The organism is Streptomyces sp. NPDC043738 (genome assembly GCF_056436545.1).
In genome coordinates this window covers 1-12,788 of sequence record NZ_JBWKCJ010000058.1, presented here as the reverse complement: position 1 = coordinate 12,788, position 12,788 = coordinate 1, and the positions used below count along the sequence as shown (strand labels likewise).

The 12,788-nt window shown below is 73.1% G+C and carries 12 protein-coding genes; 7 read left to right on the top strand and 5 right to left on the bottom strand.

Translation table 11 applies throughout. The features are described 5' to 3' along the window. Window positions 1-404: 404 nt before the first annotated feature. Window positions 405-695, top strand: a complete 291-nt coding sequence (locus tag AC0680_RS37570) for a DUF5955 family protein (protein ID WP_384442004.1) — start codon at window positions 405-407, stop codon at window positions 693-695. Between the two features lie 17 nt (window positions 696-712). Here the strand turns inward: AC0680_RS37570 and AC0680_RS37565 are convergent, their stop codons facing one another. Then, a complete protein-coding gene (locus tag AC0680_RS37565; RefSeq protein WP_478637531.1) occupies window positions 713-1,516 on the bottom strand; it encodes an IclR family transcriptional regulator in 804 nt (267 codons plus the stop codon). Between the two features lie 268 nt (window positions 1,517-1,784). Here AC0680_RS37565 and AC0680_RS37560 point away from each other — a divergent pair, with 268 nt between their 5' ends. From AC0680_RS37560 to AC0680_RS37540, 5 genes are all read left to right on the top strand, one after another. Then, window positions 1,785-2,579 (top strand): aspartate/glutamate racemase family protein, encoded by a 795-nt coding sequence (locus AC0680_RS37560; protein ID WP_478637530.1) that lies wholly within the window; start codon window positions 1,785-1,787, stop codon window positions 2,577-2,579. Window positions 2,580-2,621: 42 nt separating this feature from the next. Then, a complete protein-coding gene (locus AC0680_RS37555) occupies window positions 2,622-4,172 on the top strand; it encodes an NCS1 family nucleobase:cation symporter-1 (RefSeq protein ID WP_478637529.1) in 1,551 nt (516 codons plus the stop codon). Window positions 4,173-4,349: 177 nt separating this feature from the next. After that, on the top strand, window positions 4,350-5,690 hold the full coding sequence (gene allB / locus AC0680_RS37550; protein WP_478637528.1) for an allantoinase AllB: 1,341 nt from the start codon (window positions 4,350-4,352) through the stop codon (window positions 5,688-5,690). Continuing rightward, the gene (gene alc / locus AC0680_RS37545; protein WP_478637527.1) at window positions 5,687-6,817 is read left to right on the top strand and encodes an allantoicase; all 1,131 of its coding nucleotides are present in this window, start codon (window positions 5,687-5,689) and stop codon (window positions 6,815-6,817) included. Before allB ends, alc begins: the two co-directional genes overlap by 4 nt. Before the next feature lie 58 nt (window positions 6,818-6,875). After that, the gene (locus AC0680_RS37540; RefSeq protein WP_478637526.1) at window positions 6,876-7,409 is read left to right on the top strand and encodes a GNAT family N-acetyltransferase; all 534 of its coding nucleotides are present in this window, start codon (window positions 6,876-6,878) and stop codon (window positions 7,407-7,409) included. 35 nt (window positions 7,410-7,444) lie between these two features. Here AC0680_RS37540 and AC0680_RS37535 read toward each other — a convergent pair whose 3' ends face one another. The 4 genes from AC0680_RS37535 to AC0680_RS37520 all read right to left on the bottom strand — a co-directional run bounded on the left by AC0680_RS37535 (window position 7,445) and on the right by AC0680_RS37520 (window position 11,926). Next, window positions 7,445-8,122 (bottom strand): thiaminase II/PqqC family protein, encoded by a 678-nt coding sequence (locus tag AC0680_RS37535; protein WP_478637525.1) that lies wholly within the window; start codon window positions 8,120-8,122, stop codon window positions 7,445-7,447. Window positions 8,123-8,233: 111 nt separating this feature from the next. After that, on the bottom strand, window positions 8,234-10,912 hold the full coding sequence (locus tag AC0680_RS37530; protein ID WP_478637524.1) for a beta-N-acetylglucosaminidase domain-containing protein: 2,679 nt from the start codon (window positions 10,910-10,912) through the stop codon (window positions 8,234-8,236). Window positions 10,913-11,084: 172 nt separating this feature from the next. Next, window positions 11,085-11,279: a DUF6126 family protein gene (locus AC0680_RS37525; protein WP_384441978.1), complete on the bottom strand. Its 195-nt coding sequence runs from the start codon at window positions 11,277-11,279 to the stop codon at window positions 11,085-11,087. Between the two features lie 20 nt (window positions 11,280-11,299). Further along, window positions 11,300-11,926, bottom strand: coding sequence for a helix-turn-helix domain-containing protein (locus AC0680_RS37520; RefSeq protein WP_478637523.1), 627 nt, complete (start codon window positions 11,924-11,926; stop codon window positions 11,300-11,302). Between the two features lie 251 nt (window positions 11,927-12,177). Between AC0680_RS37520 and AC0680_RS37515 the strand changes: the two genes are divergently transcribed. Beyond that, a complete protein-coding gene (locus AC0680_RS37515; protein WP_478637522.1) occupies window positions 12,178-12,663 on the top strand; it encodes a ribonuclease domain-containing protein in 486 nt (161 codons plus the stop codon). The last annotated feature ends 125 nt before the right edge of the window (window positions 12,664-12,788 follow it).

Sequence of the window (12,788 nt, the reverse complement as noted above, 5' to 3'; positions counted from 1 at the left end):
TTGTTCGGGGGGATTGAGGGGGCCTACCCCCCCCCCCCCCCCCCCCCCCCCCCCCCCCCCCCCCCCCCGCCCCCCCCCCCCCCCCCCCCCCCCCCCCCCCCCCCCCGGGGCCGCATCCCTTAGGGGACGCCGCGCACATACACCCGCCCACCCCCCGTAGGGGGGTGGGCGGGAGGGAAAAAACAAGAGGGGAGGCGCGCGGCACCCGCCCCCCCCCGCGACAACCTCGCCGTTCGCCTCCCGGGCGCCCCCGCGGCTCACTTCCGGAACAACCCGGTGATCCGATTTTTTCGCTCTCCGTATGGCGCGTGCAGCGCAGAGTGGCGTTAACTGTCCCGCATTGCGGAGGGGCAACGGCCATGGAGGACGCCGTCGTTGTGGAACAGCTGCAGAGGGACCGACGAATGACCGGGGTCGACGGCGACCCACGGGTCCAGGAGCTGCGCGGGGCGGTGGCGCGGCTGCGCCGCCAACTGGCCGTGCTCCCGGCGGAGTTACCGGACCGGGCGGCCGCCGACGACGAGCTGGCCGCACTGGACGCGATGGTCAGTCACGGTCTGCCGGAGGTGCCCCGGCTGCGCCGTTCGCTGCTGCTGATCGCCGGGGCGGTCGGCTCGGTGAGTGCGCTGTCGCCCGCGCTCACCGAGGTGCGCGAGCGCATCGACTGCTTCGGGGAGCTGCCGCGCGGCCGGTGACCGGGAGCGCGCGGCGGCTACGCCGGCGTCTGGTTCGCCAGTGCCACCGACAGCTGCGCCGCGACGTCCTGCAGTACCGGCACGATCTTGTCCGTGGCGGCCTCCGTCACGCGCCCCGTCGGGCCGGAGATGGAGATCGCCGCCGAGGTGGGCGAGTTGGGCACGGGCACCGCGAGGCAGCGGACGCCGATCTCCTGCTCGTTGTCGTCGACGGCGTAGCCGAGCCGGCGGACGTCGGACAGCGCCTCCAGGAAGCGATCCGGGTCGGTGATCGTCTTCTCGGTCGCGGCGGGCATGCCCGTACGGCCGAGCAGCGCGCGGACCTCCTCCGGCGGGTGGTCGGCGAGCAGGGCCTTGCCGACGCCGGTGGAGTGCGGCAGGACCCGGCGGCCGACCTCGGTGAACATCCGCACCGCGTGCCGGGAGGGGACCTGGGCGACGTACACGATCTCGTCGCCGTCGAGCAGTGCCATGTTGGCCGTCTCGCCGGTCTCCTCCACCAGGCGGGCCAGGAAGGGCCGGGCCCAGGTCCCCAGCAGCCGTGAGGCGCTCTCGCCGAGCCGGATCAGCCGCGGGCCGAGCGCGTAGCGGCGGTTGGGCTGCTGGCGTACATAGCCGCAGGCGACGAGCGTGCGCATCAGGCGGTGGATGGTGGGCAGCGGCAGTCCGCTGCTGGTGGAGAGCTCGCTCAGGCCGACCTCGCCGCCGGCGTCGGCCATCCGCTCCAGCAGGTCGAAGGCGCGCTCGAGGGACTGGACGCCGCCGCTTGCGCCTGCGGGCTTGGCTTCGGCGGCGGAGGTGCTGGCGCTGGAGGGCGGCACGGCGCGTTCCTTTCGGGGCGGGGCGGATCGGTCTCGGCTGGGGCTTGCGGGCGCCGGGCCCGACCGCAGCAGCCTACCGGTCCCCTTACGTTGACACACGGTCTCTCGCACACTCGTTCCCGCCGGTCAGGCCCTCTTTGTCCCACCGTGAGAGACGTCGGTCAAGCTCCTAGCCGCGATCTCTTGACGGTGCCAGTGGCCGTAGCTACGTTCTGCTGCGCGAAACCTACTGTCCATTCTGTGGAATCCTCCAAATTGCTGGAGTGTCATGCGCATTCTCGTCATGAACCCGAACACCACGGCTTCCATGACCGACTCGATCCGCGCCACCGCCACCGCGGCAGCCGCCCCGGGCACCGAGGTCATCGCCACCGAACCCCTGTGGGGCCCGGAGTCCATCGAGGGGCACTTCGAGGGCTATCTCAGCGCCGCGGCCGTCCTGGACCGGCTCGCCACCCTCGACACGGCCTTCGACGCGCTGGTCATGGCCGGCTTCGGCGAGCCGGGCCGGGAGGGCGCCCAGGAGCTGCTGGACGTACCCGTACTGGACATCACCGAGAGCGCCGCTCAGATGGCGATGATGCTCGGCCACGCCTACGGCGTCGTCACCACCCTCGACCGCGCCGTACCGCAGATCCAGGACCGGCTGCTGACCGCCGGGCTGCTGCAGCGCTGTGCCGCCGTCCGCGGCACCGGGCTCGGCGTCCTGGAGCTGGAGGAGGACCCGGAGCGGACCGTGGCGGTGATCATCGAGACCGCGCGCGAGGCCGTGCGGGCCGGCGCCGAGGTGATCTGCCTGGGGTGCGGGGGGATGGCCGGGCTCCAGGAGAAGGTGGCGGCGGCGCTCGCGGTGCCCGTTGTCGACGGGGTCGCCGCGGCGGTGAAGTTCGCCGAGGCGGTCGTCGGGCTGCGGCTGGCCACCAGCAAGGGACGCAGCTTCGCGCCGCCCCGCCCGAAGGTCATCGGATCCTGGCCGCTGAGTGCCCATCTGCGGCCGCCTCAGGGGCGCGCTCAGGGCGCTGCCCGGCACACCGAATTTTCCGCACAGACATCAGACATCTGATAACTGACCCCTAAGCTCCACCCAATCTGCCTGGGAGGACACGTGAACACCCCGTCGCCGCAGCACCTGCGGCCGGACCCGCGGCTCTTCAACGAGGACCTCGCGCCGGCCCCCGAGCGCAAATGGGGCACCTACAGCATCTTCGCGCTGTGGATGTCCGACACCCACGCGATCAGCAACTACGCCTTCGCCGCGAGCCTGTTCGTGCTCGGCCTGCCGGCCTGGGAGGTGTTCCTCGCGCTGCTGGCCGGCATCTCGATCGTCTACTGGCTGATGAACCGGATGGGGCACGCGGGCCACCGGACGGGCGTTCCCTACCCGGTGCTCGCCCGCGCCAGCTGGGGCGTGTACGGCGCCAACATCCCGGCCCTGCTGCGCGCGATCATGGCGGTGGCCTGGTACGGCATCCAGACCTGGCTGGCCTCGACGGCCGTCGTCCTGCTGACCCTGCAGATCGCGCCCGGCCTGGAGGCCTACCACCACAACTCGGTGCTGGGGCTGTCCACCCTGGGCTGGACCGCGTTCCTGCTGATGTGGGGGCTGCAGGCCGTGCTGCTGACCCGGGGGATGGAGTTCATCCGCAAGGTCCAGGACTTCGCGACCGGCCCGGTCGTCTGGCTCGTGGTGCTGGCGCTCGCGGTCTACCTGGTCGTCAAGGCCGGCGGTGAGATCTCGCTGACCCGCAGCATCACCGGCCTCAGCGGCGCCGAGCAGGTCGAACAGAGCCTGATCGCGGTCAGCCTGACCGTGGCCACCTTCCTGACCCTGGTCCTCAACTACGCCGACTTCGCCCGCTTCACGCCGGACCACCGCTCCTACCGGCGCGGCAACCTGATCGGGCTGCCGGTGAACTTCACCGCCTTCGCGGTGGTCGCCGTGCTGGTCACCGCGGGCACCATCGCGGTCTTCGGCGAGGCGATCTACGACCCGGTGAAGGTGATCCAGAAGATCGACAACCCGGTGGTCACCGTCATCGGCGCGCTGTCCTTCATCGTCGCCACCATCGGCATCAACGTCGTCGCCAACTTCGTCTCCCCCGCCTACGACTTCGCCAACCTGGCGCCCAAGTATCTGGACTTCAAGCGCGGCGGCATGATCACCGCGGTGCTGGCCGTCGTCGTGCTGCCCTGGAAGCTGTACTCCTCGGCGCTGGTGATCCAGTACTTCCTGGGGGCGCTGGGCGCCTTCCTCGGCCCCCTGGTGGCGATTCTGCTCGTCGACTACTACCGGGTGCGACGTGGCCGGATCGATGTGGACGCACTGTTCTCGGCCGATGCCCGGGGCGCGTACTTCTACCGCAGGGGCTACAACCCGAAGGCGGTGATCGCCTTCCTGCCGGCCGCCGCGGTCGCCGCCGTGCTCGCCCTGGTTCCGGCCTTCGCTGTGGTGGCGCCGTTCTCCTGGATCTTCGGAATGGCGCTCGCCGGGGGGCTCTACGCGCTGGTCTGCCGCCGTGACGGGGTGGCTTCGGACGCCGGGCCGATCCCGGAGGACATCATCCCGTCGCAGGTCAGGACGGCTGCCGGCGAGCAGCCGGGGATCCGGCAGGGTTCCGGTGTGGCGGCCGCGCCGGTGCCGGCGGAGGGGTCTTGACGGGCCGGGATCCGGAGTGAAGACTCATTCAACAGACTGTTGAATTCCGAATTCCGCATTCCGTTCCGGCGCCCGTGGGCGGTGCGGAGGGCGCGCCGTGGGCGCCGCGGCCCCGGTGGCCGTGCGCCTCCCGCGCCGCCGGGCAACGATGAAGACACGATACGAGGAGGGGACCGGGTGTCCGAAAGAGAGCTGGTGCTGCGCTCCACGCGCGTCGTCACCCCGCAGGGGACGCGCGCCGCGACCGTCACCGTCAAGGACGGCAGGATCGACGCGGTGCTGCCGCACGACGCCGAGGTCCCGGCCGGGGCGCGGGTGGAGGACTTCGGCGACGACGTCCTGCTGCCCGGCCTCGTCGACACCCACGTCCACGTCAACGACCCCGGCCGCACCGAGTGGGAGGGCTTTTGGACCGCCACCCGCGCGGCCGCGGCCGGCGGGATCACCACCCTCGTGGACATGCCGCTCAACAGCCTCCCGCCCACCACCACCGCCGCCCACCTCGACACCAAGCGCGAGGTCGCCCGCAGCAAGGCCCATATCGACGTCGGCTTCTGGGGCGGGGCCATCCCCGGCAACGTCAAGGACCTGCGTCCGCTGCACGACGCCGGGGTCTTCGGCTTCAAGTGCTTCCTGTCGCCCTCCGGAGTGGAGGAGTTCCCCGAGGTCGACCAGGAACAACTGGCCACCGCCCTAGGGGAGATCGCCGGCTTCGACGGTCTGCTCATCGTGCACGCCGAGGACCCGGGCCATCTGGGCGCGGCCCCCGTACCGCACGGCCCCAAGTACGCCGACTTCCTCGCCTCCCGCCCCCGCATCTGCGAGAACGACGCCATCGCCGGGCTGATCGTCCTCGCCCAGCGGCTCGACGCCCGGGTGCATGTGCTGCACCTGTCCTCCAGCGACGCGCTGCCGCTGATCGCCGCCGCCCGGCGCGAGGGCGTCAAGATCACCGTCGAGACCTGCCCGCACTTCCTGACCCTGACCGCCGAGGAGGTCCCGGACGGCGCGACGGAGTTCAAGTGCTGCCCGCCGATCCGTGAGGCCGCCAACCAGGACGCGCTGTGGGAGGGCCTGGCCGACGGCACCATCGACTGCATCGTCTCCGACCACTCGCCGTCCACCGCCGACCTCAAGACCGCCGACTTCGGCGCGGCCTGGGGCGGCATCTCCTCCCTCCAGCTGGGCCTGCCCGCCATCTGGACCGAGGCCCGCGAACGCGGCCACTCCCTCGACGACGTCGTGCGCTGGATGTCCACCGCCCCGGCCGCGCTGGTCGGCCTCCACCAGAAGGGCGCCATCGAGCCCGGCCGGGACGCCGACTTCGCCGTCCTCGCCCCCGAGGAGACCTTCACCGTCGACCCGCAGGCCCTCCAGCACCGCAACAAGATCACCGCATACGCCGGCAAGACCCTGTACGGCGTCGTACGGTCCACCTGGCTGCGCGGCCGGCAGATCAACGACGGCGCCACCCTCGCCGAACCCACCGGCGAACTCCTCGAAAGGCCGCGCGCATGACCACCGCCGACCTCCCCCGCTACACCGGTGACGCCAGCCCCTACCAAGGCGGCGACCCCTACGCCGACTACCGCACCCCCGGCGCCACCGGCTTCCCCTTCACGCACCTCCCCGACCTCGCCGACCGCCGGCTGGGCGCGGGCGTGATCGCCGCCAACGACGAGTTCTTCGCCGAGCGGGAGAACCTCCTGACGCCCGAGCCCGCCCACTTCGACCCCGAGGCCTTCGGCCACAAGGGCAAGATCATGGACGGCTGGGAGACCCGCAGACGGCGCGGCACCGACGGCGCCCACCCGTTCCCGGCGGACGAGGACCACGACTGGGCGCTGATACGCCTGGGCGCACCCGGCGTGATCCGCGGCATCGTCGTCGACACCGCCCACTTCCGCGGCAACTACCCCCAGTCCGTCAGCGTCGAGGGCGCCTGCGTCGAGGGCTCGCCCTCGCCCGCGGAACTCCTCGCCGCCGACGTCGCATGGACCCCCCTCGTCCCGCGCACCGCCATCGGCGGACACGCCGCCAACGGCTTCGCCGTCCAGGCGGAGCGGCGCTTCACCCACCTGCGCCTCAACCAGCACCCCGACGGCGGCGTCGCGCGCCTCCGCGTCCACGGCGAGGTCGTCCCCGCGCCCGGCTGGCTCGCCGCGCTGGGCACCTTCGACGTCGCCGCGCTGGAGAACGGCGGCCAGGTCGAGGACGCCTCGGACCGCTTCTACTCCTCGCCCACCCACACCATCCAGCCCGGCCGCTCCCGCAAGATGGACGACGGCTGGGAGACCCGGCGCCGCCGCGGCACCGGCAACGACTGGGTCCGCTACCGCCTCACCGAGCAGTCCGTGATCCGCGCGGTGGAGATCGACACCGGCTACCTCAAGGGCAACTCGGCAGGCTGGGCGGCCCTGTTCGGCCGCGACGGCGAAAGCGGCGAGTGGATCGAACTGCTGCCCCGTACGCGGCTGCAGCCCGACACCGTCCACCGCTTCCTGCTCGACGACGCCCCCGCCGTCACCCACGCCCGGATCGACATCTTCCCCGACGGCGGTATCGCCCGCCTGCGGCTGCACGGCTCGCTCACCGAGGAGGGCACGCGCCGGCTGACCGCCCGTTACGGGGAGTCGAGCGGCTGACGTCGTCTCATCCGGTGGCCCCGACCGCCCCGTCGGGGCCACCGGGCATCATGAGGGGATGACTGGGAACACATCGTCCGCGGCGCCGCCGGTGATACGGCTCTCGCGGTACACGCCCGCGGACCAGAGCGAGATCCTCGGGGACGGCGCCGACCCCTTCGGTGTCGCGGAGGCCGGCCTGACCTGGCTGCCCAAGGAGGAGCACTTCGCCATCAGGCAGGACGGCCGGCTGGTGGCGCACGCGGGTCTGCTGACGATCCCGGTCTCCGCCGACGGGGAGGAGACCCGGGCCGTCGGCCTCGGCGGGGTGGCCGTCGCGGCCGACCTGCGGGGGCAGGGGCTGGCGCGGCGGGTCGTCACGGCCGCCGTGGAGCACGCCCGCACGAAGGGACCGCGCCACGGGCTGCTCTTCTGCCGCCCGCCGCTCGTCGCCCTGTACCAGCGGCTCGGCTGGCACACCCTCCAGGGGGACGTACAGGTCGAGCAGCCCGACGGGCCCGTCGTCATGCCGCTGCGGACCATGTGGACACCGCTGCGGGAGGGCGTGGCGCCTCCCGCGGAGCCGCTTCGCCTGCTGTCGCTTCCCATGTGAGCCGCGCCCGGCGGCCGCCGCCTGGGGCGACGGGTTCAGTCGCCGACCGAGTTCCAGAACATGAGTTCATACGCCTGGAGGAGCCGGCCGTAGCGGTGTGCCGCGGCCGGCCGGGCCTGGCCGGTGTCCAGGCCGTGCTGCACCGCCGCCCGCGCCCGCTCCTGGACGGCCGTCGCCGGTTCGGCGAAGGAGCCGAAGAAGGCGCGGGCCGCGTCCGGGAAGGCGTAGTGATCGCGCATCGCGGTCTCGACGATGCGGCAGCAGCCGCCCCAGGCGGCGAAGTTGGCGGTCAGCGCGATCGCCACGTCGGTCGGCTCGGCGCCGAGGGCGAGCCGCGCCGCGTAGGACGGGTAGGCCTGGCAGCCGGGCCGCGGCTGGTAGCCGGCGATGTCCGCTGCCGTCAGCCCGCAGGCGTCCGCCAGCCCGGCCAGCTGCTTCAGGGCCAGCGCCTCGCCCTGAGCGAGCAGGTCGAAGAAGTCGGCCACGGGCGGGTCGCCGTCCGCCCGCCGCGCCAGGTGCTGGAAGCTGAGGCGGTCGGCGGTGGTGATCTGGTGCTGTTCGAGGGCGAGGGTGGCGAAGACGGAGCGCGGTGCCTCGCCCGCCTCGATCCGCGCCACCAGCCGGTTGGCGCCGGTGTCCGGGGCGAGTACGCGTACGGCGTCGTCGAGCACGGCGGCCGCGGTCGGCCGGGGGGCGTCGGGGTCGGGTCGCATGGGACGGGTCTCCTCCGTGCGGGGCGCGAGGCGGTGCCGGGGCTCAGAGTAGGCACCGGGACGCCGCCCGCGCGGGTACCGAACCGCGCCCCGGCGTCCCGGCACCTCCGCTCAGCGCAGAATCACCTCATTGACCGCGGGCGCCGCCGCCCGGCCCCGCCACACCAGCCGTACGCCCTCGACCGCGCCGCCGCCCGCCGCCAGGCGCGTATAGGCACCGGACAGCGTGCCGAGCGTGCGCCAGACGCCGCCCGTACGGACCTCCACGCCCGCCTCCCCGACCGGTGCGCCCCGCGGCCGCAGCACCGTCACGGACCGCGCCGAACGGGGTGCGTCCGGTGTGAACTCCAGTGCCTCACCCGGCCGGGCCGCCCGCGCCGCCCGGTAGGCGGTCGCCGGGTCCTGGTCCGCCGCCGACCGCAGGGCGCTGCCCGGTGCCGCGGGCGGGTCGCCGGCCACCGTCACCCGATCGGCCCCGGCGACCGTGAACTCCCGCACCACCAGCCAGTTGTCCTGCGCCTGCGTGGCCCGCGCGCGCAGGTACCGGGCGGTGGCGCCGGCCGGCGGCGTGACGCCGACCTCGGGCCTGTCGTCGAACGCGGCCAGCCGCCGCCAGTGCTCGTTGTCCGAGGAGTACTCCAGCACGCCGTGGTGCAGATAGTCGTCCGGGCTGCCGCTCTTGCCCATGGCGAGGGTGACGGTGCCCAGCGGACGCCGGGCGTGCAGATCGAGAGTGACGTACGAGCCGGACCCGGGCGCCGTGCCGCTCCAGAAGTACGTGGCGTCGTCGCCGTCGGTCATCCGGGAGACCGCGTTGTCCTGATGGACCGGCAGATCCGTCGACGCCTTGGGACGGCCGATGACGCCCAGCGACGCGTCGTGCGCGGCGAGGGCGTCCTCGACGAAGGCGTCCAGCACCCCGTCGGCCACCAGCACCGGAACCTTCTTCCCCGTCAGGTCCACATACACGAACGACCGGGCGGTCCGCACCAACTCCGGGATGCGCTGGCGCAGTTCCCAGGCCCGCGGACCGTCGCCCGCCCTGGTCGCCTCGATCAGCCGCAGGGCGGTACGCGCCGCGACGCCCCAGGCGTGCGCCGCGTCCAGCCAGGGCGCACCGTCCTCGACGAAGCCCCGGTCGGCGAGCCGTTCACGCAGCACCGACGGCGCGTCCTGAAGGCCCCGCAGCGCCGCGTCCAGTCGCCGCACGTCCCCGTCGCGGCCGAACTGCGCGATGGCGTCGGCGAGTTCGGGAGCCTGCCGCGGATTGAGCGCGGAGGAGTAGTTGGCGTCGGCGAAGGCCCGCAGCGCCCGTGCCGTACGGGCGTCGCCGCCGGCCAGCTCCTCGATCGCCGCGCCCCAGGAGGCACGCGCGTCATAGGCGGCGTCGTTCCACGCGTAGTCGGCCACCGTGTACAGCGCGATCTTGGACGCCGCGGGCTGGATCATCGGGTTCGCGGTGATCCCCGCCAGCTGTTCGGGCAGTCCCTTCTCGCGGCCGCTGAACGGCCCGAGCAGCAGCCGGTTGGTGACGTAGTCGTTGACCGGATAGTTGTCCCAGGTCAGGATCGGGTGCCCGAAGACCTCCCGGGCCCGCCGGGCCTGGACGACGCTCATCGTCGGCGCGATCACCCCCACACCCGTCCACTCCACCAGCACGTTCCCGTCCAGCTGGGTGGCCAGCGCCTTCTTGTACGGGGACGGCTCGACGTCGTAGTACTCGGTCGGCACCATCTGCAGCGGCCGGGCGCCCGGATGCCGGGCGATGAACTCCTGGTTGACGCGGTTGAGCAGATGCGCCTGCGCGGCCCCGGCCGCCCCGCCGCCGGTCCCGAACCTGTCCTTGTCCGCCGCGCAGTTCCAGTCCGTGTAGCTGATGTCGTCCAGCGGCACGGCGAAGGTCCGTACGCCGATGTCCCACAGCGTCTGGAACTTGGCGGTCAGCGCCCGCAGATCGGCGTCGGCGCCGTAGCAGACGGACAGCCCGGGGGAGAGCGCGTAGCTGAACTCCACATGCCGCTGCCGCGCCCGGTCCACCAGCTCCTTGAGCTCCGCGAGCCGGTCGGCGGGGTAGGGGTCGCGCCACTTCTCCCGTAGGTAGGCGTCGTCCTTCGGCGAGTAGACGTAGAGGTTCATCTTGTGCTCGCCGTAGAAGTCGAGCTGGTCGAGGCGGGCCCGGTGCGACCAGGGGGTGCCGTAGAAGCCCTCGATGACACCGCGCAGCGCGGTGGCCGGCCAGTCGCGTACGGCGGTGCCCCGCACCTGGGCGCCGGGACGGTCGCGCCGCGGCAGCAGCTGCCGCAGCGACTGCGCGGCGTAGTACGTGCCGGCGGCGTCCTTGCCGGCCAGCGCGATCCGGCCGTCGCCGACGGCGAGCGCATAGCCCTCGGCGGGCAGCCCGCCGGTGCCCCGCGCGCCCAGGTCCCGCAGCGTCCGGGCCGCGCCCGCACCGTCGACGTAGACCGTCAGCCGCCGCCCGGCCGGTGCCTGGTCAGCCCGTACGACCCGGTCGGCGCCGGCGTCCCTGAGCGACTTCGACACCACCGCCAGTGCCGCGGCGTCGGCCTTCGGGCCTGCGACGACGGTCACGGTGGGGGTGATGGTGACCCGGTCGGAGCGAGGGCGGACGGACCGCGGGACGGGGGAGACGGCCGCGGCGGGTCTGTCCCGGGCCTCCCGGGCGGTGTCCGGGCGCCCGGCGGCGTCCGGGGGCCCCGACATGCCCGTCAGGGGGATCAGGGCCAGGGCCAGGGCCAGCGCGGTCGCCGCCGCGGTGCGCGTACGGTGCATCCTTCGGTCCTCCTCGTGCGACGAGGTACGGGGTGGAGCTGGAGCCTGCTGCGAACGCCTCGCGGGCAGCAGGCTCCACCCGGTGGCCGTGCCGGGGCAATGGACTTTCGGACCGGACGGATGGATGAACCCGCAGGCCCCGCAGGTGCCACAGGCCCCACGGGCCGCGCCGCTAACGCGACTTGGCGACGACCACCAGAAGGCTCATGAACGCCAGCAGCACATGCGTCGCCACGACGTAGATGAACACCCGCACATACACCCCGCGGGGTGGCTTGTTCTCGACGTAGCGGCGGGCGGGCGGTGTCTCGGCGGCGATCGCCTCGTGGGGGCGATCAGCCGGCGCAGGAGTGGAGTGGTCGGGCACGGCCTACGATCCTTCCCTGGTCACAGGCCACGGCGCGGCGCGTCGCCGCCCAGGCAGAGCTCGGCGGCGCCGCTCTGCAGCAGCGTGTGGACGAACAACAGCTCCGTTCCGCCCCGGGAGGCGGCGGCGATACGGTGCGGGGTCAGCGAGTCGAAGTGCGCGGCGTCCCCCGGGTCCAGCACCTGCACCGCCGCACCGAGCGTCAGCCGCAGCCGCCCCTTGAGGACGTAGAGCCACTCCTCTCCGGGGTGCACCCGGACCAACTCGCCCTGCGCCCGCTGCGGCACATGGACCCGCAGCGCCTGCATCGCCCGCCCGGCGCCGCCCACGGTCCAGTACGTCCAGCCGCCGGCCTCCGACGGCTCCGCACGGCCGGCCCGCACGATCGGGTCCCGCTCGGGGGCGGTCTCGCCGAGCAGGTCGGATACCGTGGTGCCGTACGTACGGGCGAGCGCCAGCAGCATCGGCAGCGAGGGCTGGCGCCGGTTGGTCTCCAGCCGGGACAGGTGCGCGGGCGAGAGCCCCACCAGCCGGGCCGCGGTCTCCAGTGTGAGACCACTGCGTCGCCGCAGGTCACGAAGGCGCGGTGCCACGGTGGGGAGATCCTGCGGCGGCGTGCCGGCGGGCTCGTCGGGGAGCTCGGTCATATCCCCGGTATAACCATCCTTCGCCTCTCGGGCAAAAGTTTTGCCTGAGAGGCAAAAGCCTTCCGAGGTGAGCAGCGGCGCGCGGAGCCACTGTGCGGGGCGGCCCCGGCCCGGCCCGGCCAGGCTCGGCCCGGGCCGGTCGGAATCAGGACCTTTCGGGGCGGCGAACCAGGGTCCTCCTGTGAACTCCCGGGAAACTTCCCCCGTTTGGCATTGACAGGGGCATGTCTACGCGCGTCATTCTGGGAGGCATGAGAATCCCCCCACGGATCACCAGGATCGGCGCCGCGAGCGCCCTTGCCTCGGCCCTTCTCCTCGGCGGGACCGCGGTCGCCGCCACGCCCTCCGTCGCCGCCACGCCCTCCGTCGCCGCCACGCCCTCCGTCGCCACCGCGCGCCCGGCCGCCCCGTACGCCGCGACGGCGCACGCCACGGCCGTGCACGCCCAGGCCGTCGGCGACATCTGCTACTCCAAGCTGCCCTCGCAGGCCCATGACACCCTCGACCTGATCGACAAGGGCGGGCCCTACCCGTACCCCCAGGACGGGACGGTGTTCAGCAACCGCGAGGGCGTCCTCCCGGCACAGAGCTCCGGCTACTACCACGAGTACACCGTCGTCACGCCGGGCTCGCCGGACCGCGGTGCGCGTCGCATCGTGACCGGCGAGAAGCAGAACGAGGACTACTACACCGCCGACCACTACAAGTCGTTCGACCTCGTCGACCGCGGCTGCTGAGAGCGGCCCGCCAACTACCCGCGGGGGGGGGGGGGGGGGGGGGGGGGGGGGGGGGGGGGGGGGGGGGGGGGGGGGGGGGGGGGGGGTGTGTTTTTTTTTTTGGGGGGGGGGGGGGGGGGGGGAGC